This is a genomic window from Streptomyces parvus, from assembly GCF_032121415.1.
GTDB lineage: Bacteria > Actinomycetota > Actinomycetes > Streptomycetales > Streptomycetaceae > Streptomyces > Streptomyces globisporus_A.
This window is the reverse complement of sequence record NZ_CP135079.1, coordinates 3,239,844-3,265,659: the sequence shown is the minus strand read 5'-3', so window position 1 is coordinate 3,265,659 and position 25,816 is coordinate 3,239,844. Positions and strand designations below refer to the sequence as shown.

The 25,816-nt window shown below is 70.7% G+C and carries 20 protein-coding genes, 4 tRNA genes and 1 other RNA gene; 12 read left to right on the top strand and 13 right to left on the bottom strand.

The window, feature by feature from the left end:
• Positions 1-56: 56 nt before the first annotated feature.
• Together RNL97_RS15625 and RNL97_RS15620 are read right to left on the bottom strand one after the other, a co-directional pair.
• On the bottom strand, positions 57-1,397 hold the full coding sequence (locus RNL97_RS15625) for a hypothetical protein (RefSeq protein ID WP_313750819.1): 1,341 nt from the start codon (positions 1,395-1,397) through the stop codon (positions 57-59).
• Between the two features lie 252 nt (positions 1,398-1,649).
• Positions 1,650-3,167: a DnaB-like helicase N-terminal domain-containing protein gene (locus tag RNL97_RS15620; RefSeq protein WP_161322221.1), complete on the bottom strand. Its 1,518-nt coding sequence runs from the start codon at positions 3,165-3,167 to the stop codon at positions 1,650-1,652.
• Positions 3,168-3,488: 321 nt separating this feature from the next.
• On the opposite strand from RNL97_RS15620, the gene RNL97_RS15615 reads away from it, so the two are divergent.
• The 6 genes from RNL97_RS15615 (at position 3,489) to RNL97_RS15590 (ending at position 9,059) form a co-directional block, all read left to right on the top strand.
• Positions 3,489-3,977 carry a helix-turn-helix domain-containing protein gene (locus RNL97_RS15615; protein WP_313750818.1) on the top strand — a complete coding sequence of 163 codons (489 nt, stop codon included), beginning with the start codon at positions 3,489-3,491 and terminating at the stop codon, positions 3,975-3,977.
• 177 nt (positions 3,978-4,154) lie between these two features.
• Complete coding sequence (locus RNL97_RS15610; protein WP_313750817.1) at positions 4,155-4,451, top strand: helix-turn-helix domain-containing protein; 297 nt, start codon at positions 4,155-4,157, stop codon at positions 4,449-4,451.
• Positions 4,448-6,211: a tyrosine-type recombinase/integrase gene (locus tag RNL97_RS15605; protein WP_313750816.1), complete on the top strand. Its 1,764-nt coding sequence runs from the start codon at positions 4,448-4,450 to the stop codon at positions 6,209-6,211. The genes RNL97_RS15610 and RNL97_RS15605 overlap by 4 nt, the downstream gene beginning before the upstream one ends.
• A gap of 55 nt (positions 6,212-6,266) precedes the next feature.
• Positions 6,267-6,779: a hypothetical protein gene (locus RNL97_RS15600; protein WP_030632948.1), complete on the top strand. Its 513-nt coding sequence runs from the start codon at positions 6,267-6,269 to the stop codon at positions 6,777-6,779.
• A gap of 181 nt (positions 6,780-6,960) precedes the next feature.
• Positions 6,961-8,013: a hypothetical protein gene (locus RNL97_RS15595; RefSeq protein ID WP_313750815.1), complete on the top strand. Its 1,053-nt coding sequence runs from the start codon at positions 6,961-6,963 to the stop codon at positions 8,011-8,013.
• Between the two features lie 455 nt (positions 8,014-8,468).
• Entirely contained in the window at positions 8,469-9,059 is a 591-nt protein-coding gene (locus RNL97_RS15590) for a hypothetical protein (RefSeq protein ID WP_313750814.1), read from the top strand.
• Between the two features lie 26 nt (positions 9,060-9,085).
• On the opposite strand, the gene RNL97_RS15585 is transcribed toward RNL97_RS15590, so the two are convergent.
• From RNL97_RS15585 to RNL97_RS15575, 3 genes are all read right to left on the bottom strand, one after another.
• Complete coding sequence (locus RNL97_RS15585) at positions 9,086-9,835, bottom strand: PaeR7I family type II restriction endonuclease (RefSeq protein WP_313750813.1); 750 nt, start codon at positions 9,833-9,835, stop codon at positions 9,086-9,088.
• 26 nt (positions 9,836-9,861) lie between these two features.
• Entirely contained in the window at positions 9,862-11,493 is a 1,632-nt protein-coding gene (locus RNL97_RS15580; RefSeq protein WP_313750812.1) for an Eco57I restriction-modification methylase domain-containing protein, read from the bottom strand.
• Positions 11,494-11,998: 505 nt separating this feature from the next.
• Positions 11,999-12,086: transfer RNA gene (locus RNL97_RS15575), tRNA-Ser, on the bottom strand.
• A gap of 154 nt (positions 12,087-12,240) precedes the next feature.
• On the opposite strand from RNL97_RS15575, the gene ffs reads away from it, so the two are divergent.
• From ffs to RNL97_RS15545, 6 genes are all read left to right on the top strand, one after another.
• Positions 12,241-12,337: signal recognition particle sRNA small type (gene ffs, locus RNL97_RS15570), an RNA gene on the top strand.
• A gap of 58 nt (positions 12,338-12,395) precedes the next feature.
• Complete coding sequence (locus tag RNL97_RS15565) at positions 12,396-14,663, top strand: DNA polymerase III subunit gamma and tau (RefSeq protein ID WP_313750811.1); 2,268 nt, start codon at positions 12,396-12,398, stop codon at positions 14,661-14,663.
• 91 nt (positions 14,664-14,754) lie between these two features.
• On the top strand, positions 14,755-16,005 hold the full coding sequence (gene purD, locus RNL97_RS15560) for a phosphoribosylamine--glycine ligase (RefSeq protein ID WP_313750810.1): 1,251 nt from the start codon (positions 14,755-14,757) through the stop codon (positions 16,003-16,005).
• A 408-nt stretch (positions 16,006-16,413) separates the two neighbouring features.
• Positions 16,414-18,108, top strand: coding sequence for a hypothetical protein (locus tag RNL97_RS15555; protein WP_313750809.1), 1,695 nt, complete (start codon positions 16,414-16,416; stop codon positions 18,106-18,108).
• A gap of 276 nt (positions 18,109-18,384) precedes the next feature.
• Entirely contained in the window at positions 18,385-19,839 is a 1,455-nt protein-coding gene (locus RNL97_RS15550; protein WP_030585618.1) for a N,N-dimethylformamidase beta subunit family domain-containing protein, read from the top strand.
• Positions 19,840-19,936: 97 nt separating this feature from the next.
• The gene (locus tag RNL97_RS15545) at positions 19,937-20,851 is read left to right on the top strand and encodes a phosphoribosylaminoimidazolesuccinocarboxamide synthase (RefSeq protein ID WP_030585615.1); all 915 of its coding nucleotides are present in this window, start codon (positions 19,937-19,939) and stop codon (positions 20,849-20,851) included.
• A 55-nt stretch (positions 20,852-20,906) separates the two neighbouring features.
• Here RNL97_RS15545 and RNL97_RS15540 read toward each other — a convergent pair.
• The 8 genes from RNL97_RS15540 to RNL97_RS15505 all read right to left on the bottom strand — a co-directional run bounded on the left by RNL97_RS15540 (position 20,907) and on the right by RNL97_RS15505 (position 25,756).
• Positions 20,907-20,982: transfer RNA gene (locus RNL97_RS15540), tRNA-Gly, on the bottom strand.
• Positions 20,983-21,005: 23 nt separating this feature from the next.
• Positions 21,006-21,626: a response regulator transcription factor gene (locus RNL97_RS15535; protein WP_030585612.1), complete on the bottom strand. Its 621-nt coding sequence runs from the start codon at positions 21,624-21,626 to the stop codon at positions 21,006-21,008.
• Positions 21,623-23,059 (bottom strand): sensor histidine kinase, encoded by a 1,437-nt coding sequence (locus RNL97_RS15530; protein WP_243314356.1) that lies wholly within the window; start codon positions 23,057-23,059, stop codon positions 21,623-21,625. Before RNL97_RS15530 ends, RNL97_RS15535 begins: the two co-directional genes overlap by 4 nt.
• Before the next feature lies 1 nt (position 23,060).
• Entirely contained in the window at positions 23,061-23,882 is an 822-nt protein-coding gene (locus RNL97_RS15525) for an ABC transporter permease (protein WP_030585606.1), read from the bottom strand.
• The gene (locus RNL97_RS15520) at positions 23,879-24,886 is read right to left on the bottom strand and encodes an ABC transporter ATP-binding protein (RefSeq protein ID WP_313750808.1); all 1,008 of its coding nucleotides are present in this window, start codon (positions 24,884-24,886) and stop codon (positions 23,879-23,881) included. Before RNL97_RS15520 ends, RNL97_RS15525 begins: the two co-directional genes overlap by 4 nt.
• Positions 24,887-25,014: 128 nt before the next feature.
• Positions 25,015-25,087 (bottom strand) — tRNA-Gly (locus RNL97_RS15515).
• 79 nt (positions 25,088-25,166) lie between these two features.
• Positions 25,167-25,238 (bottom strand) — tRNA-Gly (locus tag RNL97_RS15510).
• A gap of 182 nt (positions 25,239-25,420) precedes the next feature.
• Positions 25,421-25,756: a histone-like nucleoid-structuring protein Lsr2 gene (locus RNL97_RS15505; protein ID WP_030585600.1), complete on the bottom strand. Its 336-nt coding sequence runs from the start codon at positions 25,754-25,756 to the stop codon at positions 25,421-25,423.
• Positions 25,757-25,816 lie beyond the last annotated feature (60 nt).

Sequence of the window (25,816 nt, the reverse complement as noted above, 5' to 3'; positions counted from 1 at the left end):
TCGTGAAGGGGGTGGGGCATGGGTCTCCTTGTCGGTCTGGAGGGGGCAGATGGCCGTCAGTCGTGGCGAGAGGCGTGCCGTTCGGCTTTGACCGCCCGAACCATGGCCCCTGCGTGGTCGCTAGCGACGCTGTATCCGTCATCGCGTACGGCCTGCTCCAGGAGGTCGCGAGACAGCCGGCCGTGCGCATCGAAGAGCCTTTGGGCGTAGCCGCGAAGAACCTCCTCGGTAGCACGGAGCTTCTGGCCGGGCCGTTTCGGCTTCGGTGTGGAGTACTTGCCCGTGGTGGCTTCTGAGCGGCTGCCCGTGGGAGGAGAAGCGGCCATTCGCGGGCGGGCAGGATCCGGGCTGGAGAGGGCGGTGAGACCCGGGCCAGCGCCGGGGCCGGGTGCCTCGTCGCCCGGCTCTGAAAGGTGTGGGCAGGGCTGCTTCTGCACCCGATCACCGCCAACATTCGCCCGCTCGACGGCCTCCGCCCGAGAGCGGTCGGGCTGTGCTGCGGGCGGGCTGGCGGGCTGCCCGGAGGGCGGGGTCCAACGTCCGGGCAGGTCGATGGTGGCCAGATCAGCTGCCTGACGGCGGGTGGCGAGCTGGCGGAGCAGCCGCTCATTGCGGAGCGGGTCGGCATCGACACCCGAGCGGGCGAGGGCCTTGGACAGACGACGCAAGGTGCGACGGCCCCTCCATCCGGTGCGTTGCGCGGGCGGCATCTCAGCGAGACGGGCGGCCAGTGCGACGGCCCGGCGCGTGGCCCTGTCGTGGATGATCTGGGCGGCGCCTTGGTCTCGCTCGGCGATCCCGAGGCGGGCGAGCAGCCGCTCGCGGGCTTGCCGGCTGAGGACGGCTGCGAGCCCGCGGGAGGCGGAGTCGGGTGTGTGCTGGCGCAGCTCGATGCCCATGGCCAGGTGCCACAGCACTGCGGCCATTACGGGGCCTGTGAAGGCGCGCACGGTGCCCCCGACCGGGCCGGACTCGGCGTACGCGGGGATGGCCTGCACCGTGGTGATGACCCAGACCAGGACTCCGGGCAGGCCGGCCGCGTTCCTCGGCCCGTGCAGGTTCTGGCGGGCCATCAGTGCCATCGAGAACAGGGCGAGCTCAGCGGCCGCGAACATCACGGCGCGTTCGGCGGTATCGCGCATGTCGAGGTGGTGGGCGGCGAACCGCCAGCTCGTGTCGGCGCTGTAGACAGTGCACACGAATGCCGCCACGGCAGCTGTGACGACTGCTGGCGGAGGCGTCAGCTTCGGATCACGGGCGGGACGACGGCTGCGCCGGGTCCTCATGCACGCAAGAAGCGCCGAGGCGGCGACGGCCAAGACGATCACGGCGAGGAGCGGGCTGTCGGCGTTCGGGAGCGAGATGGTGGCGAGCGTTTCGGGTATTGCGGGGCGCATGTAGGGGGCTACTCCGTGACAGGGCAGGGAAGACGATCACGGCGTTCACGGAGGGGGCGTACACGCGGGCCCCCTTCTAAAGGGGGGCCCGCGCGTGATCGCTCGGGCGTGTGAGCGTCGTGAACGCTCGCGTGATCGCTTGACCTGCGGTTTTTCTGTGAGCGTGTGCGCTGTGAGCGGTCCACGACGGTCTGCGGCTGTGGGGGCCGCGTGTACGGTCGCGTGAACGCTCCGGCAGGGCCGGGGCGGGAATCAGCCCACGGAGATGAGGTGGCGAGCGGAGGCGTAGTAGCGGGCCTGCTGGCCGCCTCCGGCCCCTCCAGCGATGCCGTCGGTCTTGGTGGCAAGGCTGCTGTCGACGAGGCGGCTGAGATGGCGTCGTGCCTTCTCGACATCGGCTCGCTCGGGATCGCCACCGACGAGGATGGTGGCCAGTTCGCGTGCGGTCAGCCCGCCCGGGGCGTTCCGCAGCAGGACGGCGGGGTCCTTGGTGGGGTCGACGGTGGTGGTCCCACGTACATGGTCGTGGGTGACATCCAGGGGGCCGACTTCGCCGGTGGGCGTCTTGAGGTGATGCAGAGTCACCGCAGGGTCGCCCGCCCTGCCGGTGACGAACAGGACGCTGCCCGCGCCGGCGGTGAACCAGGTGGACCCGTAGACCTGGTCCAGGCTGGGGCGCTGGCCGCGTGGCGCGTCGGCGGTCGCCTTGCGCTGGTGGTGCAGTTCCAGGATCTCCACCCCGTTGCGCAGAGCGCGCATACGGGCGTTATGGAAGGCGACCGCGAGGCTGTCGTCGACCATCGTGCTGACCGCGTCCTTGAGGCTGTCGATCACGATGGTGTCGGCTTGGTGGGCGGCGGCGAGGTCGGCGAGGAGATCGGGTTCCTTGTCGAGGGTGGTGGGCAGCGGGCCCTCCCAGACCACGAGCCGCTCGCGGAGGATCTTCTCGTCGGTGGGGAAGACGCGGCGGGCCATGGCCTTGGCGATCTGTTTGGGGCGATCCATCGCCAGGTAGAGCACGCGCCTGCTGGGAGCGACAGGCATCTCCAGGACGGTTTCCGTCAGGCCGAGGCGGGCGAAGATCACCTGATGGGCCAGCGTCGTCTTGCCGACGCCGGGAGCGCCGACGATCATCAGGCTCTCGCCTGGGGCCCAGACGGTCTTCTCGCCCGTGCCCCACAAGGGCTGGGCGTTTGCGCCGCTCTCTTTGACGAACGACCATCCGTCGGTGGCGAAGCGGGACAGCCGCCCCTGTCCCGATGCGAGCGCGCGTTCCCGTTCGGCGCGTACTTCCGTCTCGACCTCGCTGCGGATCGCCTCGGGATCGGCGCCGGGCTCCCGGACCCGCTGGAGTGTGCGCACGGCTGAGGCTCCAAGGCGGCGCAGGTCCGCCTTGGCGCGGACGATCTCCGCGTGGTACTCCGCGCTGCTGGTGCCGTAGGGGGCATCGGCGAGCTGGGACACGTAGACGGGGCCGCCCACGCGCTGCAGCTCGCCCTGCTGCTGGAGCAGCTCGGTGAGGACGATCGGATCGGTCGGCTTGTCCTCGCGATGCTGCGCGAGGAGCGCGCGCCAGATGGTCTCGTGCGCGGGCCGGTAGAAGGCGTCATCGCCGAGGATGGGCCTGACCGCGGCGATGATGCCGGGTTTGTGCATGCAGGCGCCGAGGACCGCGCACTCGGCGTCCAGGTTAAACGGCTGCTCCGTCGGGGTGGAGCCTTCGTCGAAGCGGGATGGCGTCTGGGAGGGCAGGGTCGTACCCTGGTTCACGGAGCTCCTCACCCGGCAGGCCATATGGGGCGGCAACCCCGGCCTACGGTTTCGATCGTTCAGGGATGGATGGTTGTGCGGTGGAGCCTCTACTTCGGCCCCGGTGTTCGTAGCACCGGGGCCGCTTGCGTGTGCGGTTCCGTCCGTCGCTGTACGGCGGAGTACGACCATAGCCGAGATTTTCGGCAGCGCAATGCCTTGCATTTCAATCCGCAACGATGTTTAGTTGCGGATGCTGGTTCGATCGGATCTGTCGTCGTGGGAAGGGAGGCGCGAGTGAGTGGTGAGGAAGGCTCGGAGCGCGCCGGCCCAGGCCGACCGGTGCCGGAAGACCACGTCGCCGCACGCGTCAAGCTGGAACGCGAGGTCCGCGGTTGGAGCACGGTGAAGCTCGCCGAGGAGATGGCCGCTGTCGGTCATCCGATCAACCAATCCGCGATCTGGCGCATCGAGAGCGGCAAGCCGCGTCGCAGGGTCAACCTCGACGAGGCGCTCGGCTTCTGCAAGGTCTTCGACCTCACCATGCAGGACCTGACCGGACCGCCGGACGAGCTGGCCACGCCCCGCATCCGCCAGCTCGCACACGAGTACGTGCAGATGACGTTGGAGTACCGCCAACTGCGGGCGGCGATCGACCGAAACCAGATGCACCTGCATGAGATCGATGTCGAACTCAACGCCTACGGTGACAAGGGTCCTGAGCAGAGAGGACAGGTCGACGAACTCCTACGGCTCGAAGAACGGACCCAGCAGAGAAATCTGCACCCGTCCCGGGCGCGTATGAGGAACCAGCCACCAGCCGGCGAGTAGCCGACCACTGTCCTTTCTGTGGCGCTACGAACGCCGAGAAGCCCCACGCACGGCGAACTGCCTGCCATCGTCGACTACCATCCACCGCCCCATCCATCCCTGAACGACGCCACCGGCCAGGCCGACGGGAGTTGCCGCTCCCGCGACGCCGCACGGCCGACGCGAGGAGCACCCCCCATGCCGCAGCCCGGCCTGCCCATTTCCCAGATAGCCCAGCTTCTGGATGTCCCCGAAGACGCCCTGCGTACTCTGATGGCCGAACGCCGCCCCAGTGGTGACACGACTCTCGTCGCTCTCACCGTCACCGAGGCTGCCCGTCGAATCGGCATCGGCCGTACCAAGCTCTACGAGTACGTCTCCTCCGGCGAGATCGTCTCCGTCAAGATCGGTAGCCTGCGCCGCATCCCAGCAGAAGCGGTGAACGACTTCCTGGCCCGCCGGCTGTCGGCGACCGATTTCGGGGCCGCCGCGTGACTCGCGCCTCCGAATCGCAGTCCCGCCAGCCCAATGGAGCCTCGTCCATCTACCTCGGCAAGGACGGCCGCTGGCACGGCCGAGTCACCGTCGGCGTCAAGGACGACGGCACCCCTGACCGTCGCCATGTCAGCCGGAAGACCCGACCCGAGGTCACCAAGGCCGTCCGCGAGCTGGAGCGCCAGCGCGACAAGGGCGCGGTGCGCAAGGCCGGCCAGAGCTGGACGCTCGCGACCTGGCTCACCCACTGGGTCGAGAACATCGCAGCGCCGAACGTCTCCGAGAACACCATCGACGGCTACCGGGTCGCGGTGAACCATCACCTCGTCCCCGGCCTCGGCGCCCACCGCCTGGAGAAGCTGGAGCCGGAGCACCTGGAGCGCTTCTACAGGAAGATGCAGGAGACCGGCAGCGCCGCCGGCACTGCCCACCAGGTGCACCGCACCCTCCGTACCGCGCTCAACGAAGCCGTGCGCCGGGGGCACGCCGTCCGGAACCCGGCGACGATCGCGAAGGCCCCGCGCCTCGAAGAGGACGAAGTCGAGCCGTACTCGGTTGAGGAGGTCCGACGCCTCCTGGCGGAGGCGGGGAAGCGCCGCAACGCGGCCCGCTGGGTCATCGCCTTGGCGCTCGGACTCCGTCAGGGCGAGGTCCTCGGCATGCAGTGGACCGACATCGACTTCGAGCTCGGAGTCATCCGTGTCCGACGAGGCCGCCTACGGCCCCGCTACGAGCACGGCTGCGGTAACCGCTGTGGGCGCAAGCCAGGCTACTGCCCGCAGAAGATCAACGTTCGGCGCGAGACCAAGAGCGTGAAGTCACGAGCCGGTCAGCGGCCCATCGGCGTTCCGGACGAGCTGATGGCTCTGCTCCGACGGCACAAGGAGCAGCAGGGCCGAGAGTGCGCTCTCGCTCGTGACCTCTGGACGGAGAAGGGGTATGTCTTCACCTCGCCGGTCGGCGAACCCCTGAACCCGAACACCGACTTCCACCGGTGGAAGGACCTGCTGAAGGCTGCGGGGGTTCGCGACGGCCGCCTTCACGACGCCCGACACACGGCGGCCACGGTCCTGCTCATCCTCGGGATCTCCGACGCCGTCGTCGACAGCATCATGGGCTGGGAGCCCGGCAAGTCCGCACGGATGCGCCGCCGCTACCAGCACATGACCGGCCCCGTCCTGAAGCAGACCGCCGCCAAGGTCGGAGCGCTGCTCTGGACCGTGCCCGCGGACGTGTCGGTGGAGGCCGGCTCCAGTGCCGCCGTGCGCTCCGCCTCTGCCTCGGCCGACTCAGCTCTCTACCTCGCCAACCTCGGCGGCCGACGCCTGGCCTTCGCCGCCCGTGAGCACGCGGAGCGAGTGGTTGCTCAGTGGAGTGAGGATCGGCCAGGCCAAGCCGCTCAGGTTGAGGAGATAGGGCGGGCGCAGTGGGAGGCCGAGGCAGGCGGCGGAGCCCAGCCCATCCGTCACGAGGTTCCCGACCGCCGGATGGTGCACCACGCTCATGCCGTGTTTCTGACGGGAGGAGAACGGCTCAACGTCGGGAGTCCTGCCCGATGGTCGACATGGGCCTGGGACTTCGAGCCCGATCTGTACACGGACCTGCCAGTCCGCTGGCACACTTCTCGTCGGCCAGGCCAGGAGATCGAGGCCCACGTGCGTGGCACGGACGAGAACGCGGTCTCGTCGGCCTACGGGGAGGCGTGCGCACAGGCTGTGGACCGGGCGCGTAATCCCACCACGTACGGCGATCAGAGTTAGCGGCCCGCAGCGCGGAAGAACGCGTTGCGAAGGAGAGCGATGGAGGCCCCACGGCATGAAGTACAAGAACGAAGCCGAGATCATGCGCGCGCTCGGGATCGACACCTGGAGGCATCTCTCCAAGGAGAAAGCGGTCAAGTTCGCGGCCATGATGCCTGACATGGACACCGAAGTGGCCATGAAGATTGTCGAACAGTTCCCCGAGTTCAGGAAGTTCGCCACGGATGCTTTCGGAGCCATCGAGAAGGCCCACGAGGCCACTCTCGCCGACGGCAGGCATAGCCTGGATCAGGTCTACCAGACCCTCCGGGAGAACCGGGTGATCTTCGAGCGAGAACTCCACAGAGGCGACCTGACCTGGGAGCAGAGGAAGCACATCCTCGAACTCATTCAGGAAACGGCAAGACTTGCTTCTCAGAAGGACACTGAGCACAAGCGCCACGTCGATGGTCTGCTGAAGAAGACCATGATCGGTGTCGGATCCGCGCTCGCTCTGGGTGTGGTCTTCGTCGGAGGCCGGATCCTGGCGCAGGGCAAGGAAGAACCCGATGACTCCGGGGAGTCGTGACCCGGTGGGCGGCGCCGGCCCGTGTTCTCGGTGACCGTCTCATCGACTGGGCGCGCTGGGCTGTGCCCTTGCTGTGCGCGGGGGCATTGTCAGTGGTGTGCGTCAGACTCGGAACACGGCGCACACCCGTGTTGGCCGTCCGTCCACGCCTCTCACTCCTCTGCACCCGCAAGGAACGGTCATGGCACATCTGCACAAGCAGTTCGACGACCTGCTCACCCTGATCAACGTAGAACCCGACGTCCTCGCGGCGACGCGCGAACGTCTTGTGTTGTCCCGCACGTTGGCTGAGAAGCACCCCGAGGGCCGTACGTCCTACAGCTCGGGGTCGATCCCCGTTGGCACCCACGTTCAGCCGCACGGGGGAGCCGTCAGCGACGGGGACGGCGGGATCATCTTGGACCGTGTCCGGCACCCGGAGCTTGGTCCTGACGGCGAAGGGGAGGCCCCGCACGCCGTCACCGACGCACTCGTCGCGTTCATCGGTCCGAAGCTCCGCGACCCGGAGCGCACCCCGTCTTACCCCAAAGCGCGAGTTTGCAAGTCCCGGCGTGGCCTCAAGATTCATTTCGGTGCTCCGGTTAACGGCACGGATGTCACGGTTGATCTCATCGTGGCGCTGCGCCGCCGCGATGGGCGCGGACTATGGATCCCCGACCTGGAGCAGGTCCAGGGCTCCAAGAAGGCATGGAGTGCCAGCGACCCCCAAGGCCACGTAGAGCTGTTGACTTCCGGCGCCGACGCCCTGCGGCGCACCCGGCGCCGCGCCATCCGCATCCTCAAGGCGTGGAATGCCCAGGCTGCGAAGCCAGGCTTTTCCTCGCACCAACTCTCCGTGTGGGCGTATGAGTTCGTTGAGCCGCGAATGGGCCTCGTCGGCGCGGTGTACGCGGTGCTCCGGGAGGCCGCCCTGCGCCTCCAGCGTGGCGAGCCGACCGAGGATCCGCGCTCCGTTTCGCCCGACCTCAAGCCGCTGATCCCAGACGCGGATGCGGAGCGGCGGCTGCGGGTCGCCGCTGACAAGCTCGCGAAGGCCATAGCCGATCCCGACGACATCGACACGGTGGCGGAGGTCTTGGAGCAGCTCTTCCCCAAGACGATGCGTGAACGAGAGCGTGCCTTCTCCGCCGCCTCCGCTCCCCTGAGCACCACCGCCAGCCTCGGTCTCGCCGGCGCGAGTCTGCTCCTTCCGAAGACGCGTTCGTGGAGGGAAGACGTGTCCGTTGGGCGGTGACCGGCGTGCCGCGCGCCGTCCTTGGTTCGCCCGTCCCGCGGCCCGCGACAAGCTGTTGACCGGGATGCGCTCAACGGGGCTCGACGTGCGCGAGGTGGACAGGCCCACCGACTTCGCGTCCGGTTTCACTGTTCAGGTCTACCCGCACGTACAGATCCTGCCCTTGCATAGTCTCCGCATAGTCTTCGCTCCCGGAGATCCAGCATTCCCCCGCGTCCACGCACGTGGACCCGACTGCCCGGCCCACCGCAACCCCGACGGTTCCCTTTGCCTTTGGTACCCGAAGGACGCGTCCTCGCGCCGGTGGTCGCCCGGCGACGGCGGGCGACTCCTCGTCGCGATTATCGTCCGCCATCTGCGCTGGGAGTCTGCCTATCGCTCCACCGGCGTCTGGCCGGGCTTCGAAGCACCCCACGGCCTCGGTTCACCGGGCCTCGACGAACAGGACCAAATAATTGGCTGACGCGATCAAGGCCCTCGGCCCCTACGCTGCTGTTTTTGCCGCACTAGTGACCGGCCTCGTCCTCGGCGTCCAGGCGCGTATCGGCCGTCGCGCTCAGCTGCAGGAGCGGAAGCAGGAATTGTTCGCGAGCGCGTACGAGGTGAGTATTCAGTACGCGGAGATGGCTTACGCCGTGCGGCGCCGCCGCGCGGATGCTGCCGCCGAGGAGCGGGTTCGCCTGTCGGAGCAGCTGCGGGAGATCCAGTCCAGACTGACTTGGCACGAGGCATGGGTCCGCTTCGAGGCTCCGGAGGTGGGCGCCGCGTACGACGAACTCGTAGCCCGCACCCGGACAGTGGCGGGGCAGAGCATGAAGGAGGCGTGGCGCTCGCCCCCAGTGGGGGACGATCCGGCGATGGTGATCTCGACTTCGGTCGTTGACCTGCGGGTGCTGGCGGATGTCCGCGAGCGATACATGGCCGCGGTGGAAGCGCACCTTCGCCCCGGGGGCCGCGCCCTCCGCCTCATCCCGCGGCCGCGCCGCGCCTTGCCGCCTTCTCCCGTGCCCGCTCCCCCGACCGGTACTGGCGCTGGACCCACGTGATCACCGACGCTCTCGAACGGATCGATTCACAGTGTCAATTCGTCGAATACATCGTCCGGCAGCGTCTTGATGTACGCGATGCGTGCACGGATGGCTGCCTCGAGATTGGCCAACGACAAGCTCACCGAAGGCTCGATGAAGTCTTCGCTGCCCGCCTCGGCGGTGAGTAGCGCGGCAGCGTCGTAGTTGCCCTCTTTGACCATGCGTTCGAAGAAGATCTTGTACCGTCCTATGTACGACGCTCCCTCGAAGATTGGGTCCGGCGGAAACGGCATGTTCTTGGGCAACTCGACCTTTGTCAATGACTTCGGCGCGCGTTCTACGAGCATGATGAAACCGAACCAGGGCTTCAACTTGCCGAATAGGCCGCGCTCCGCGGCCATCTTGGAGTCGGCCGCGAGCCCGAGGGCTTCCTCCGTCCGGTTGTTGAAGTTGTTGCTGAACGAGGGGCCTCGCTGGGACTTGAACTCCAGCGCCGCGATGAGGGAGCCGCGGTAGAGCACCAGGAGATCCCAGTTCTTCGCCGGTCGAAAGTACGCCGGCAGATGGTTGTGACCGGTCGTGCGCACCTCAAGGGTGATGTCAGGATCGGCGCGCCAGATCTTCGCCACGACTTCCTGCATAGCGTCCATCTGCTTGCCGCCGGTGACGGCTGCGCGATTGCCGGTGTCCTTCACCCCGGTCGCTTGGCCCTGCTTCGCGGCCTGTAGGTCCAGGCCCTTCCAGTAGCCGAGAACAGCGGCGCGCCAGGTCTCGACAGGTGTCAGGTCGCTCATGGCCCCCTCTTCTTCTATCTGGATATTCAGATGCTGCCGACGGGCAGCCCGTACGCTTCTTCGGCCGCACGCGTTGCAGCCGCCCTGTCGCCGGCGCGGAACGCGTCACGGAGCCTGGAGGCGATGTCGTCAGGGATCGTTTCGGGGCGCGGAACGGCGATCTTCCGCAGGTATTGCGCCTGGAATCGCAGCGTGCCGCCACGCATCTTCACCCCGTAGGCGCTCACGAAAGCCTCTGCGATCCGAGACAGCAGCAGCCCGCCGAGTACTTCCATGTCCCACGTCGACGAGACGATGTAGTACAGGTTGTGGTGTGGGTAGTAGCCGCCTGGCTCCAGTACCGGCGTGATCTGGGCTTTCATGTCCTGGAGAAGCAGCTTCGGCCGTTCGGCGAGGCCGGGGTAGACCTTGTCGATGGTGCGGTGCCAGGTGCTCGGGTTCTTCCTCGCGACGAAGCGCTGCTTGACGTTCGGGTGTGATGCGAGGGCGGCCACGAACTTCGGGTAGTCCCCGGGATCCACGAGCCTGCCCTCGTCGTCCCACGGGTTCAGCAGCATCTTCGATGGCGTCGTGAGGCGACCTGTACGGATGTCGTCGGCCATGACGATGGGCGTCAGCCGATCTTGCTCGACACCGATGCCGGCTTCTGGGCTGATGATGTAAGCCTTGTCGGCTCCGGTCGCGACCCCGATGCTGATCCTCGTCGAGCCGTCTGCTTCGAGCGTCGGGAACGTATCCTGTAGGTGCTCGAGCAGCTTGATGGTGCGAGGGGGTCCTGCGGGCCAGAAGTCGTCGGTCTCGAACCAGCTGGGGAGGCGCGCGCCTTCCCAGCCCTTGCCTGAAGCCTCCTCCGCCTCGCCCCGCACGAACGACAGGGCTTCGCTAGCGGAGGCCGCTCCGAACGCGGCAGTGGTGTCGATGAACGTGGCGTTACCCTGCTCGGAGTTGGTCAGGATCGTGATCGCCGGATAGGCGGATACCTCTGCTTCAAATGCGTCCACATCGTGCATCTGCCACACCGACTCGACCGCGTAGCGTGAGGTCACAAGGCCCCGTAGGTGCTTCCCGTAGGCGTTTCGCATCCAACGGTCCGCGCAGATGAACCCAACCTTCCCTCCGCTTGCGAGGATGGACAGCGAACGCTCGTAGAACCCGACGTAGATGTCCGCTCGTCCACGCATCGTCCGCCATGTCTTGCGGTAGGTAGCCTCGGTCTCGTCATCGAGATCCTCGGTGCGGATGTAGGGCGGGTTGCCGATCACGAAGTCGGCATCGGTCGGTACCGCGTCGAGAAGGAAGTCGCCGTGATGCAGCCAGCCAGCGGACAGGGTTCGGGCTTCTGTCGGACTTGCCCCAGCGGCTTGGAGCATGTCCTCTGACTTCTTCCGGCAGGTCGCGACATGATCGTGCTGGAGATCGAGGCCGTACAGGCAGTCAGCCAGTGCCGGTAGTTCGGCGCCATGGATCTTTGCAGACTCGAGCAGTCGCTCCAACGTTGGGACGAAAAACGCTCCGGACCCGAGCGATGGTTCAACGACCCTCATCTGGGTTAGGTCCTTGTTTGGCGTATAGCCGACCAGATCAAGAATCGTCTCGACGACCCATCGTCGGGTGAAGACCTCGCCGTACTCGATCTCGTCTGGGGCAGCTGCAGCCATGGGTTCCTCTCGTCACGGCTCACTGCACGAGCCCTCGCTCCAAGGCTATCGGTGGGTGCGACCGCCAGAGCACTTCTCGCACCTCGCTACTCGGATTCGTCGCCGCGGCGGCTCGTCGAAGCTCTCTTTCGTGATGAGCGAAGTTCCCGTGTGCCTCCGGCAGCAGGCACGTGTCGCAGCAGGGCCCCGAAGCCCCCCACTCCAGCAAGCTCCTTGGGAGGTTCGCTCAGCTTCCGCCCGCCACTGCATGCGCGCTGCGCCTCAACTCTCGCCCGTTCCTCTGGAGCCGCCGCAGGAGACCTGCGGCCTGTACGTCGTGGTAGCAGATGGCTTGGCGACGGCCCGGAGTGTGACACGTGGGGTCAGGCGCTGACCGAAGCTCTCGCTCGTTGGGGATGGCGCCCACTCTCGGTCGCGCCAACTGAGACCAGAACTGAGACCAGCAACGTCGAAGGGCCCCACCGCGAACGGTGGGGCCCTTCAACGTATTGCCCGGTGAGAGCAATGGCGGAGGATACGAGATTCGAACTCGTGAGGGGTTGCCCCCAACACGCTTTCCAAGCGTGCGCCCTAGGCCACTAGGCGAATCCTCCGCCGCAAACAATACAAGACGTTGGAGGGTGCTCGCGAACACGATCCCCGGAGATCGTCCTGAGGGGGCCCGCAGACGTCTCGCGGAGGTCTCGCGAGGTGGGCGGTGGTCGGGGGCGGGTGGACCGGAGGGGGTGGGGATCCGCTAAGGTGGGCGTCAGCCCCTCACGTGGCGCTATCTGACTGAACTCCCCCAGGGCCGGAAGGCAGCAAGGGTAGGTTGGCTCTGGCGGGTGCGTGGGGGGCCCTTTGCGTTCCCCGCGAGGTGCCTGTGGGGCCGGCTGTCAGTCCGCCCCGATAACCTCGTAGGTGTGTCGTCCCTTGCGCTGTACCGCCGCTACCGCCCCGAGTCGTTCGCCGAGGTCATCGGTCAGGAGCATGTCACTGACCCGCTCCAGCAGGCCCTGCGGAACAACCGGGTCAATCACGCGTACCTGTTCAGCGGGCCGCGCGGCTGTGGAAAGACGACCAGTGCGCGCATCCTCGCCCGCTGTCTGAACTGCGAGCAGGGGCCCACACCGACCCCGTGCGGGGAGTGCCAGTCCTGCCGCGACCTCGCGCGGAACGGGCCGGGGTCCATCGATGTCATCGAGATCGACGCCGCGTCGCACGGTGGTGTGGACGACGCCCGTGACCTGCGGGAGAAGGCGTTCTTCGGGCCCGCCTCCAGTCGTTACAAGATCTACATCATCGACGAGGCGCACATGGTCACCCCGGCGGGCTTCAACGCCCTGCTGAAGGTGGTCGAGGAGCCGCCGGAGCACCTCAAGTTCATCTTCGCGACGACCGAGCCCGAGAAGGTCATCGGGACGATCCGGTCGCGTACGCACCACTATCCGTTCCGGCTGGTGCCCCCCGGGACCCTGCGCAGCTATCTCGCCGATGTATGCGGGCGGGAGAACAGCCCGGTCGAGGACGGCGTCCTTCCCCTCGTCGTGCGCGCCGGGGCCGGGTCCGTGCGCGACTCGATGTCCGTCATGGACCAGCTGCTGGCCGGTGCGGGCGACGACGGTGTGACGTATGCCATGGCCACCTCGCTCCTCGGGTACACCGACGGCTCGCTGCTCGACTCGATCGTCGACGCCTTCGCCGCCGGCGACGGGGCCGCCGCCTTCGAGGTCGTGGACCGGGTCATCGAGGGCGGCAACGATCCGCGCCGGTTCGTGGCGGACCTCCTGGAGCGGCTGCGCGATCTCGTGATCCTCGCCGCCGTGCCGGACGCCGGGGACAAGGGGCTCATCGACGCTCCCGCCGATGTCGTCGAGCGCATGCAGGCCCAGGCCTCGGTCTTCGGCGCCGCCGAGCTGAGCCGCGCCGCCGACCTCGTCAACGACGGGCTCACGGAGATGCGCGGCGCCACCTCGCCGCGCCTCCAGGTGGAGCTGATCTGCGCCCGGGTCCTGCTGCCCGCCGCCTACGACGACGAGCGGTCGCTGCAGTCCCGGCTCGACCGGCTGGAGCGCGGAGCCTCGGCCGCCGCTGCCGCCACGTTCGCCGCCCCGCCCGTCGGTGCCGCCCCCCTGGGGTACGTACCGGGACCGGAGGCGCACGCGCCCCAGGGCCATGCCGCCCAGGGCCCCGCGCCCGTGGGCCCCGCCGGTCCTGACGCCGCCCGAGCCGCCGTACGAGGTGAGGCACCGCCCCCCGCCCCGGCGGCCTACGTACCGCCCGCCGCCGAGCCCGCCCCCCAGGCCCCCTCGGCGCCTGCCCCCGAGCCCGGCCAGCGGCCCGGTTCCTGGCCCGCCGCCGCGGGAGCCGGATCCGGAGCAGGGCCCGGGGCCGGGGAGCAGGCCCGCCGGCCCGGTGGCTGGCCCACCGCGTCCGCCCCCGGCAGCGGACCGGCCCCCGCCGCCACCCCGCAGCCCGCCGCGGCTCCGGTCGCCCCGGCGGCCCCCGCCGCACCGGCCGCGCCCGAGGGCGGGCAGAACATGGCCCAGGGCGCCGCCCAGGTGCGGAACATGTGGCCCGACATCCTGGAGGCGGTCAAGAACCGCCGCCGCTTCACCTGGATCCTGCTCAGCCAGAACGCCCAGGTCGCCGGGTTCGACGGGACGACGCTCCAGCTCGGCTTCCTCAACGCGGGCGCCCGCGACAACTTCGCCAGCAGCGGCAGCGAGGAGGTCCTGAAGCAGGCCCTCGCCGAGCGCTTCAACGCCCAGTGGCGCATCGAAGCGGTCATCGACCCCTCCGGTGGCGGCGGAACGCCCCCGCAGTCCGGTGGCGGACGTCCCGCCCCGCAGTACCAGCCCGCCCCGGCAGCCCCCGCTGCCCCGGTCGCCTACGAACCCCGGCCCCAGCACGCGCCCCCGCAGCAGTCCTCGCCCGCGCCGCAGGGGCAGTCCGCCCCGTCGGCCCAGCAGCCGGGCCCCGCCGCGCCGCCGCAGGGCCGGGAGGCAGCCCCCGCCCCCGAGGCCTCCCGCAGTTCCTGGGGGGCGGAGCCGCCGCGGTCCGTGGCCCCCGAGGACGACACCGCGGAGGCCGACGATCCCGATCTCGTCGACTCCGCCCTCTCCGGGCACGAGCTGATCGTCCGCGAGCTGGGCGCCACGGTCGTCGAGGAGTTCACCAACGAGCAGTGAGGGGTCCCCTGCCCCCAGGCCGCCGTACGCCCGGCGTCCACCCACCGGCGGCCGTCGGGGCTCCCCGCGCCCGGCGGTTAGGCTGCATCCCGTGAAGGTCCTCGTCATCGGCGGCGGCGCCCGCGAACACGCCCTGTGCCGCTCTCTGTCCCTCGACCCCGATGTCACCGCTCTGTACTGCGCCCCCGGCAACGCCGGCATCGCAGAGGTGGCCGAACTGCACCCGGTCGACGCGCTCGACGGTGACGCCGTCGCGCGCCTCGCGACCGAGCTGGGCGCCGGGCTGGTGGTCGTCGGCCCGGAGGCGCCGCTCGTCGCCGGGGTCGCCGACGCCGTGCGCGCGGCCGGCATCCCCTGCTTCGGCCCCTCCGGCGAAGCCGCGCGGCTGGAAGGCTCCAAGGCGTTTGCCAAGGACGTCATGGCCGGCGCCGGGGTCCCCACCGCCCGCAGCTACGTCTGCACCACCCCCGCCGAGATCGACGAGGCCCTCGACGCCTTCGGCGCCCCGTACGTCGTCAAGGACGACGGCCTCGCGGCCGGCAAGGGCGTCGTCGTCACCGAGGACGTGGACGCGGCCCGCGCCCACGCGCTCTCCTGCGACCGCGTGGTCATCGAGGAGTTCCTCGACGGCCCCGAGGTCAGCCTCTTCGCGATCACCGACGGCACCACCGTCGTGCCGCTCCAGCCCGCCCAGGACTTCAAGCGCGCCCTGGACGGCGACGAGGGCCCGAACACCGGCGGCATGGGCGCCTACTCCCCGCTCCCGTGGGCCGACCCCAAGCTGGTCGACGAGGTCCTCGAAACCGTCCTCCAGCCGACCGTCGACGAACTGCGCCGCCGGGGCACCCCCTTCTCCGGGCTGCTCTACGCGGGCCTCGCGATCACCTCGCGCGGCGTACGGGTCATCGAGTTCAACGCCCGCTTCGGCGACCCGGAGACCCAGGTCGTCCTGGCCCGGCTGAAGACTCCGCTGGCCGGTGTCCTGCTCGCCTCAGCCAACGGCGCCCTCGACGTCCTCCCGCCGCTGAGCTGGCGCGACGACGCCGCCGTCACCGTGGTCATCGCCTCGCACAACTACCCGGACACCCCGCGCACCGGCGACCCGATCGACGGGCTGGCGGACGTCGCGGCGCAGGATGCGCCCGACGCGTACGTCCTGCACGCCGGGACCCGCGCCGAGGGCGACGCGGTGCTCAGCGCGGGCGGCCGGGTGCTCTCGGTGACCGCGACCGGCAAGGACCTCACGGCGGCCCGGGAGCGCGCCTACACCGCGCTCGGCCGGATCCGCCTGGACGGCTCCCAGCACCGTACGGACATCGCGCTGAAGGCGTCCCAGGGCTGAGACCCGCCGTACAGCACCTGCGAGCCCGTCCGTACGGCTCGTGCCGTCCGTACGAAGGTCCGCGCGGCCCGCACACGCCCCCGGCCCCCAGCCCCTCGCGCCCGCCCCCCTACGCCACCGGCGTACGCGGCAGGCGCGAGGGGCTGTCCCGTGCCACCAGCCCGTCCCCCGGCCTGCCCCATGGGCGCGAACACGTCAGCAGCTTTGCCCAAAGCCATTCCATCGAGTGACGACTGGGCTATCCGGATGACGGCCGCCGGACCCCCAACTAGGGTGCGGCGCAAGCGTTCCGGCACTTGGCCCACCGGCATTGCGATGTCGGTGACGGGTGCCACAGTGGGGGAGTGAGCTACACCGCCGCGAGGGCCGAGAGGGCCGCGATGAGGGCAGAGGGGGTGACGTCCGGCCGTGTCCGGTATCGATGTGGGTGAGGAGCTGGGTGCGCGGGCCGCGCAGGCCCGGGCGCTCGCCCTGCTGCGGATCCGCAGCAGGGCCCTGGCCGTGGCGATCCTGCCCACGGCCGTCGCCGTCGTGCTGTTCGCGGCGGACGCGCAGGGGCATCTGGCCGGTCCGGCCTGGGACGCCGTGCGCTGGACGGCCCTCGGCGTCGCCGTCGTCGTGCTGCTGGTGACCGTCCTGGTCGCCGTCTCCGTGGCCCGCGCGCGGCCCGCCATGAGCCCGACCGTCCCCGTGCCGGAGGAAGGCGCCCCCGACCTCTACCGCCTGGTCCGCGACCTGGCGGACCGGCTCGACGTGCCCGCGCCCTCGGCCATAGCGCTGACCCCGGACTGCGACAGCTGGCTGGAGGACCGGACGCACCGCGCGCTCCGGAGGGGCCCGGGAGCCTCGGTGGAGGCCGCGGACACCGCCCCCGTCCTGGTCATCGGCTCGCCGTTCCTGTGGTGGATGCGGGTGGCCGAGCTCCGCGCGGTCCTCGCCCCCGTGGTGGCGGGCACGGGTCCCTCCGCGCATCCCGACCTAGCCGCCGCCCGCCGCTTCGTCCGCGGTCTGGACGCCGCCATCGCCGACGCCGCCGCCCCCGGCCGGGGCCCGGTGCGCGGGGCTCCCCTCGCCTTCGCCGGCTGGGTCGCCCGGCTGCTGCTGCGGGCCTGCCGGGGCCATGCCGCCGAGATGGAGCGCTGTGTGGCGGCCGCCGCGTCCATGCGGGCCCAGACGGTCGACTACGGGCTGCGCATCGCCGCCCAGGAACAGGTCGGCCTCGCCTACGCCGGCTGGGACCGGCTGCTGACCCGGGTCGCACTGCCCGCCTGGCGGATGGGCCGCTGGCCCTCCCGGCTGGACGCCGGGGTCGTCTCCGCGCTCACCGAGCTCTCCCGCCGGGACCGGCTGGCGGACGGGTTCGCCCTGCGCCTGGGCGAGCGGCCCGCGTGCGACCTGCTGGAGGAGCCCGGGGTGGCCGACGAGGCCGCGTCCCTGCTCGCCGCCCGGCTCTTCCACGGCGGCCCCGCCGAGAGCGGTCCGGGCTGGGCGCCGGTGGACTGGCAGCAGTACCCCGACGAGGTCGTCGACCGGAAGTGGCGCAGCGAGGCGGCCCGCCTGCACCGCGTCCTGGACACCCTGGGGGTCCCCCGGGCCGCCGCCGCCGATCCGGCCGTCCCGACGCTGGCCCGGGTGATGGAGCATCTGTCCGGTGGCGGCGGGCCCGGCGGCCCGGGTGAGGCGCTCGCGGCGGGCATCGGCGCCGCCGTCGCCCGCGAGGAGGCCGCGGCCCCGGGGCACGGCGGGCCGGGGGCAGGAGGCTCGGCGCACGGCGGCCAGGGGTACGGCGGTGCGGCCGACGACCCCCTCGACCTCTGGGGGCCGGGCCCGCTGCCCCTCTTCCCGCTCCAGCCGCCGCGTACGGGCACCGAACTGCTCGCCGACCACGTCGCGGCCATGGTCTGCTGCGCGGCCGTGGACACGGCGGGCGCGGCCCCCGGCCTGGACTGGCTGGACGGTCCCGCGCTCCTCCTCGGCGGTGAGCGCCGGGCGGACCTCGCGGCTCCGGTCCTCAGCCTCGTGGAGGACGGCGATCCGGACCCGCTGCTGTCCTGGCTGGCCGAGGTGGGGGTGCGCTCCGACAAGCCGGTCCGGCTGGTGTGACCGCGTACGGGACCGGGGCACGCCCGCTCAGGCCGACGCGCGGCGCCGAAGCCGGGCGCGAGCCCAGGATCCCCCGAGCCGTGGCGCAGGCCGCCGCGTCCGGGGTGCGGAGCCCGCTGTTCGGAAGGAATGGTTCCGTTCCCGTCAATTCACGACGAAGGGTGACGGGCCGCGTGCGTTATGTGATGTGCTGGGGATCGGCGCTGACACTCGGCGCACCAGAGTTGTCCGGGGGTCGCCCGAGTCAGTGCGGGCGATCCGAGGGAGGGGCGCGGCATGGGGGCGGAGCAGATTCGCCGGTGGGAGTCGGGTGCCCTCGCGCACGCGGTGAGCGATCCCTTCGGCCAGGGCCCGCTGCCCTGGCTGCGCGGCAGTGAGACGTATTTCGACGACACCGGCCAGGTCGTCCCCTGGTACGCCGACCTCGCCCGCTCCACCGGCGGCGGCACCCGCACCGCCGACGACGTGCACCGCCAGATCAAGGGCTTCGTCTCGCCCGGGGCGGCGGCCCCCGGCGAGGCCGTCGACTTCCACATCACCGTGGACCCGCCCCAGCAGTTCTCCGTCGACGTCTACCGGATCGGTCATTACGGTGGCGACGGCGCCGCCAAGATCACCACGAGCCCGCGGCTCTCCGGCATCGTCCAGCCCCCGCCGCTCGCCGCCGACCGGACCGTCTCCTGCCACCACTGGTGGATGTCCTGGCGGCTCCAGATCCCGAGCTACTGGTCGGTCGGCGCGTATGTGGCCGTCCTGACCACCGCCGACGGCTACCGCTCGCACATCCCCTTCACCGTGCGCCACGACCACCCCGCCGATCTGCTGCTCCTGCTGCCCGACATCACCTGGCAGGCGTACAACCTCTACCCGGAGGACGGCCGCACCGGCGCCAGCCTCTACCACGCCTGGGACGAGCGGGGGCGGCTGCTCGGCGAGGAGGACGCCGCCGTGACGATCTCCTTCGACCGCCCGTACGCCGGATCGGGCCTGCCGCTGCACGTGGGGCACGCGTACGACTTCATCCGCTGGGCCGAGCGGTACGGCTACGACCTCGCCTACGCCGACGCCCGCGACCTGCACGCCGGCCGCGTCGACCCCAGCCGCTACCGGGGCCTGGTCTTCCCCGGCCACGACGAGTACTGGTCGCTGCCGATGCGCCGGGCCGCCGAGCGCGCCCGGGACTCCGGCACCTCGCTCGTCTTCCTCTCCGCCAACACCATGTACTGGCAGGTGGGCCTCGCCCCCTCCGCGTCCGGCGAGCCCGACCGGCTGCTGACCTGCCGCAAGCGCCGGGGGCCCGGCAAGTCCGCCCTGTGGCGCGAGGTGGACCGGCCCGAGCAGCAGCTCCTGGGCATCCAGTACGCGGGCCGGGTCCCCGATCCCCGCCCGCTGGTCGTGCGCAACGCCGAGCACTGGCTCTGGGACTCCACCGGCGCGGTCGAGGGCGACGAGATCCCGGGCCTGGTCGCCGGTGAGGCCGACCGCTACTTCCCGCGCACCAGCCTGCCCGAGCACGACACCAGGATCCTGCTCGCCCACTCCCCGTACGAGGACTCCGAGGGCACCACCCGCCACCAGGAGACCTCGCTCTACCAGGCCCCCTCCGGCGCGCTCGTCTTCGCCTCCGGCACCTTCGCCTGGTCCCCGGCCCTCGACCGCCCCGGACACACCGACCCCCGGATCCAGCGGGCCACGGCCAACCTCCTCGACCGGATCTGCAAGCGCGACTGACGGGCGCGAGTGCGTCGGCGGCGAGCCCGGCGCGCGCTCCGCGCCCTTCGTACGGGACAATCGGAACCGCTCCTGGATCAATCTACGCGGAGGCACCGTGTCCGGTTTTGTAGAAAAGCCCGAGCCCGTACAGGTTCCGGGCCTCACCCACCTGCACACCGGCAAGGTGCGTGACCTGTACCGGAACGAGGCGGGCGACCTCGTGATGGTCGCCAGCGACCGTATCTCCGCGTACGACTGGGTGCTGCCGACCGAGATCCCCGACAAGGGCCGCGTCCTCACCCGGCTCTCGCTCTGGTGGTTCGACCAGCTCGCCGACCTCGTTCCCAACCACGTCATCTCCACCGAGCTGCCCGCGGGCGCACCGGCAGACTGGGCGGGCCGCACCCTCATCTGCAAGTCGCTGCGGATGATCGAGGTCGAGTGCGTGGCCCGCGGCTATCTGACCGGCTCCGGGCTCGTCGAGTACGAAGCCACCCGTACGGTCTGCGGCATCGGTCTCCCCGAGGGCCTGGTCAACGGGTCCGAACTGCCCGGGCCGATCTTCACCCCGGCCACCAAGGCGGCCGTCGGCGACCACGACGAGAACGTCAGCTACGAGGACGTCGCCCGCGCGGTCGGCGTGGAGACCGCCGCCGAGCTGCGGCGCACCACGCTCGACGTCTACCGCCGGGCCCGGGACATCGCGCACGAGCGCGGGATCATCCTGGCCGACACCAAGTTCGAGTTCGGCTTCGAGACCACCGGGGACGGGAACGAGCGGCTGATCATCGCCGACGAGGTGCTGACCCCGGACTCCTCCCGCTTCTGGCCCGCCGCCACCTGGGAGCCCGGCCGCGCGCAGCCCAGCTACGACAAGCAGTTCGTGCGCGACTGGCTGACCTCGCCGGCCTCCGGCTGGGACCGCAGGAGCGAGCAGCCGCCCCCGGCGCTGCCGCAGGAGATCGTGGACGCGACCCGCGCCAAGTACATCGAGGCGTTCGAGGTGCTGACCGGCACCAGCTGGGCGTGACGACCGGCGGACACGGAGAAGGCCCCGGACCGAAAGGTCCGGGGCCTTCTTCTCGTGGAGCGGACGACCAGGTTCGAACTGGCGACCTCAACCTTGGCAAGGTTGCGCTCTACCAACTGAGCTACGTCCGCAGTGCGCCGAAGCGCGGTGCCTACTATACCCATCCTCGCTCGCGTGCGAGACGCACTGCCGTATGCCGGTTCTCCGCACCGATCTTGGAGGCGGCCGAGGAGAGGTAGTTGCGTACGGTCCCCTGGGACAGCGAGGCCCGCTCGGCGATCTCCGCGACCGGCGCCCCGTCCGCCGCCAGTTCGAGCACCTCGGCCTCCCGGGCGGTCAGCGGGGAGTCCCCGGCGGAGATCGCGTCGGCGGCCAACTCCGGATCCACGTAACGGTTTCCGGCGTGGACGGTACGGATGATCTCGGCCAGTCGCCGGGCGCTGACCGTCTTCGGCACGAACCCCCGTACGCCGGCGGCGAGCGCCCGCTTGAGGTGCCCGGGGCGGCCGTGGCTGGTCACGATCATGGTGCGGCAGTGGGGCAGTTCGGCCCGCAGCGATGTGGCGACCTTCACACCGTCGGCGCCCGGCATCTGGAGATCCAGGACGGCGACGTCGGGCCGGTGCGCCAGGGCCATCGCCAGGGCCTCGGGACCGCTCGCCGCCTCCGCGACCACGACGAGGTCCTCCTCCAGGGCGAGCAGTGCGGCCAGCGCGCCCCGGATCAGGTGCTCGTCGTCGGCCAGCAGGACGCGCAGGGGCGGCGCGGTGGTCATCGTTCCTCCGGGAGGGCGGAAGGGTCGAGGGAGGGAGGGGAGGCGGCCGGGAGTCCGCCCGAGCCCGGGACGGGCTGTCCGCCCGAGCCGGAGGCGGTGGGCCCGCCTGAGGCCGGGGGTTCGTCCGGGGCCGGGGCCGGGACAGGCAGCCCGCCCGGGTCCGGGCGGGAGGCCGTGAGGGGCACCGTCGCCGTCACCCGGAACCGATCGTCCCCGACCGGTCCGGCGGTGACGGCGCCGCCGAGCGCCCCGAGCCGTTCGCGCAGCCCGGCCAGGCCCGAACCGCCGCCGTCGCCCCCGCCGCCGAGCGGATCCGTGGAGCCGGCCCCGTCGTTCTCGACCTCCAGGACCACCGCGTCCCGCGTCCGGGCGAGCCGGATCGAGCAGTGGCGCGGGTCGCCGTGGCGCAGGACGTTCGTCGCGGTCTCGCGCACCACCCAGCCGAGCGCCGCCTGCACGGCGGCCGGAGCGCCGATACCGGCCGGGCCGTCCGCGCCCTCGACGGTGACGGAGATGCCGGCGGCCTGCAACACACCGCGCGCACCCATGAGTTCGGTGGGCAGATCGGCCTCACGGTAGCCGCGTACGACATCGCGGACCTCCTGCTGGGACGCCCGGGCGATCCGCTGCACCTCGACCATCTGGTCCACCGCCGAGGGGTTCTTGCGCTGGGCCAGCTCCACGGCCAGCTCGCTCTTCAGGGCGATCACCGACAGGTTCCGGCCCAGCACGTCGTGCATGTCCCGGCCGAACCGCAGCCGCTCCTCCGCCACCGCCAGCCGGGCCTGCATGTCCCGCGCCTCCTCCGCCTGCCACATCACGGACAGGCTCCAGACGCTCGGCCGGGCCGAGACGAGTACCAGCAGCACGACGACGACCAGCGCGACGACCGCCCCGAACAGCAGCCGGCCCGGCACGCCCACGGCCGCCAGCAGCGCCACGACGGCGGCCGAGTAGGCGGCGGACCGGAGCAGGAACCTCCGGACCGGGACGAGCAGGACGTAGGGGATGCCGAACGCCACGGGCAGGTCCAGCACCAGCAGCACGAGCCCCTCCTCCCGCACGCCTCCCACCGCCGCGAGCGCCACCAGAAGGCCGGTCATCACCACCTGGAGGGCGGCGGGCAGGCGCAAGCGCCCCGGGGGGAACGGCTCCGTTCCCCGGTAGTCGTCGAAGGCGGGGGCCAGATTGCGGTTGCTCAGCACGGACTGGGCGATGTTGGCGGCGAGGAAAGCTCCTGCCAGGGACACGGCCAGCGGCCCGCCGTCCAGGGCGTCGCCGAGCGGCAACAGCCCCCAGGACACCCCGAAGAACCAGGTGATCGAGCACAGCGTCACCCGCGTGTACAGGTCGATGCGCTGGAGCTTGCTGCGCTCGTGCCAGCCGCGCCGCCAGCCCCGTACCCGACCGATCACGCCTCTCAGCCCCTTCATGTCAGCCGCGCGGGTCCCAGCGGAACCACCGTCGCACAGCAAACACGCCGAAGGCGGTCCAGGCCAGCGCGGTCACCCCGGCGGTGAGCAGGTCTCCGCTCCCGACGCCGCCGAGCCAGCCGTGCCGGATCAGGGTCATCACGCCCGTCATCGGCAGCAGCTCCAGTACGGAGGCCATCGTGTCGGGGAACACCGCCAGTGGGACGAACAGTCCGGAGCCGAACAGCGAGACGAAGAACAGCGGCAGCGTGGTGAGCTGCGAGGTCTGCACCGTCCGGGTGATCACGGCGGTCGCCGCCGCCAGGGCGGACATCAGGACGAAGCCCAGCACCAGCCCGCCCAGCAGCAGGTCGGGGCGGTGCGGCGCGCTCAGGTCGAAGGCGATCGCCCCGGCCACCACCAGCAGCACGCACTGGGCGAGCGCCAGCGCGACGGACGGCAGCGCGGTGCCGATGAGGATCTCGCGGTCGGAGATCTCGCCGGTCCGCAGCCGCTTCAGGACGAGCTCCTCGCGCCGGGCCACATAGGCGGAGACGAGGTTCATGTAGACGACCTGGACGAGCACCATGCCGATGCCGCCGGTCAGGGTGGCGCCCGCGACGGTCAGTCCGGTGCCGCCGAGGTCGATCTGTTCGAGCGAGGACCGCATCGCGAAGATCATCGCCAGCGGCAGCAGCAGGGCCACGACGATCGCGGTGCGGTTGCGCACCAGGAGGATCAGCTCGGCGCGGCCGAGTGCGGTCAGCCGCCGGGCCACGGCCGCCGCATCCGTGGAGGAGGCGGCGGGTGTCCGGTCGCGGACGGGGGGCGTGGTGGTCGTCATGCCGTCACCTTCTTCGTGCCGCCGGAGCGGGCGGAGCGGTCGTGGAGCTGGCGCGGGTCCTGGTCCCGGGGCGCGTGCTGGGTCTTCGCGATGTCGAGGAACGCCTCCTCCAGGGAGGCTGAGCGGGCGTCGAGGCCGTGCAGCCGTACGCCGGACTCCCGGGCCCACTCCAGGAGTTCGTGCAGCGACTCCTGGAGGGCGGGGGTGCGGATCTCGACCCGGGACCCCTCGGCCGCCGCCCGCAGCGAGAGCGGGAGCCGGGCCGCCGGGACGGCCTCGGGGAGGACGAACCGGATCCGGGCCGGCTGCCGCGCGGTCACTTCGGCGATCGTCCCCGTGGTCACGATCCTCCCCTGATGCATGATCGCCAGGCGGTCGGCGAGCGCCTCGGCCTCCTCCAGGTAGTGCGTGGTGAGCAGCACGGTCGTGCCGTTGTCCCGCAGGGCCCGCACGAGCTCCCAGGTCTCCTGCCGGCCCTCGGCGTCCAGACCGGTCGTCGGCTCGTCGAGGAACAGCACCTCGGGCCGGGAGGTCAGGGCGAGCGCCAGGTCGAGGCGGCGCTTCTCACCGCCGGACAGCTGCTTGACCCGCACGTTCGCCCGGACGGTCAGGCCGACCATCTCCAGGGCTTCGCCGGCGGGCCGTGCGCCGGTGGTGCAGGCCGACCACATGCGGACGGTCTCCATGACCGTGAGGTCGGAGGGGAAGCCGCCTTCCTGGAGCATCACGCCGGTACGGGGGCGGACGGCGGCGCGTTCGCGGTACGGGTCGTGGCCGAGGACCCGGACCGTGCCGCCGGTCGGCGGTGCCAGGCCCTCCAGGAGTTCCACGGTGGAGGTCTTGCCCGCGCCGTTCGTCCCGAGCAGGGCGAACAGTTCGCCGCGGGCCACGGAGAAGGAGATCCCGGACACGGCCTCGAAGCCGCCGGTGTAACAGCGGCGGACCCCGTCCGCCTCGATCACGGGACCGTTCGCGCGGTCGCTGAGAATGTCGTCGCTGGTCATGCTTCCAGGCTTCCGCCGGATCGGGCCCGGGGGCAGTGCGCGCTGTCATCACCGCTCATGACAAACGTCATGGGGGACGGAAGAACGCCAAAGGCCCCGATCGAAAACGATCGGGGCCTTTGCCTCTGAGCGGACGACCAGGTTCGAACTGGCGACCTCAACCTTGGCAAGGTTGCGCTCTACCAACTGAGCTACGTCCGCAGTGCAACCACTCGGCTTTCACCGGTGGAGCGAGCACTACTCTACCTGATCCAATGAAGGGTTCCGAAGAGTCGTGCAGAGCGGGTGACAGGAATTGCACACTGCGCCTTCCCCCTGGAAGGGGGCTGTTCTACTACTGAACTACACCCGCACGCTGCGTGGGATCCGGCTTTGCGGCCTCGCCCCTCGGCGTGTTCCAGACTCTATCCGACCTGCGGGGGTGTCGCGCAAGTCGGCTCCCCGCAGAGCTCGGCGAGCGGGTCCGCCGAGCCGGCCGGCGGGCCGTCCGGCGGTCCGCCCGGGGCCGCCTGACGGAGCGTCGTACGGGTCGGCTCACCCTGCCGCGGCGAACGCCTCGTAGACCTTCTTCGGGATGCGGCCGCGGGCCGGCACGTCCATCCGGTGCGAGCGGGCCCAAGCGCGGACGGCCGCCGGGTCCGGGGCGAGGGAGGTGTGGTGGTACGCCGTGGGCGTCCTGCCATGCTTACTGGCATTTGTCTGCTTTCGGCCCGCGGCCACGTAAGGCGCCAGCGCCTTACGCAGTTTCTTGGCGTTGGCGGGATTGAGGTCGATCTCGTACGTCTTCCCGTCCAGGGCGAAGGTCACCGTTTCCGCCGCCGCTCCCCCGTCGATGTCGTCGGAGAGTGTCACCACTACACGCTGAGCCACGGATATCGGTCCTTTCCTGCGGCACCGGCGCGTTCTGCGTGCGCGGATGCCGGCCTTCCG

What these genes read in the sequence shown, in the direction of transcription:
- RNL97_RS15530 (WP_243314356.1), bottom strand. Translation starts at nt 23,059, where the DNA reads ATGAAGGGGCTGAGAGGCGTGATCGGTCGGGTACGGGGCTGGCGGCGC.
- RNL97_RS15525 (WP_030585606.1), bottom strand. Translation starts at nt 23,882, where the DNA reads ATGACGACCACCACGCCCCCCGTCCGCGACCGGACACCCGCCGCCTCC.
- RNL97_RS15600 (WP_030632948.1), top strand. Translation starts at nt 6,267, where the DNA reads ATGAAGTACAAGAACGAAGCCGAGATCATGCGCGCGCTCGGGATCGAC.
- RNL97_RS15595 (WP_313750815.1), top strand. Translation starts at nt 6,961, where the DNA reads ATGGCACATCTGCACAAGCAGTTCGACGACCTGCTCACCCTGATCAAC.
- RNL97_RS15535 (WP_030585612.1), bottom strand. Translation starts at nt 21,626, where the DNA reads ATGACCACCGCGCCGCCCCTGCGCGTCCTGCTGGCCGACGACGAGCAC.
- RNL97_RS15625 (WP_313750819.1), bottom strand. Translation starts at nt 1,397, where the DNA reads ATGCGCCCCGCAATACCCGAAACGCTCGCCACCATCTCGCTCCCGAAC.
- RNL97_RS15585 (WP_313750813.1), bottom strand. Translation starts at nt 9,835, where the DNA reads ATGAGCGACCTGACACCTGTCGAGACCTGGCGCGCCGCTGTTCTCGGC.
- RNL97_RS15520 (WP_313750808.1), bottom strand. Translation starts at nt 24,886, where the DNA reads ATGACCAGCGACGACATTCTCAGCGACCGCGCGAACGGTCCCGTGATC.
- RNL97_RS15550 (WP_030585618.1), top strand. Translation starts at nt 18,385, where the DNA reads ATGGGGGCGGAGCAGATTCGCCGGTGGGAGTCGGGTGCCCTCGCGCAC.
- RNL97_RS15580 (WP_313750812.1), bottom strand. Translation starts at nt 11,493, where the DNA reads ATGGCTGCAGCTGCCCCAGACGAGATCGAGTACGGCGAGGTCTTCACC.
- RNL97_RS15610 (WP_313750817.1), top strand. Translation starts at nt 4,155, where the DNA reads ATGCCGCAGCCCGGCCTGCCCATTTCCCAGATAGCCCAGCTTCTGGAT.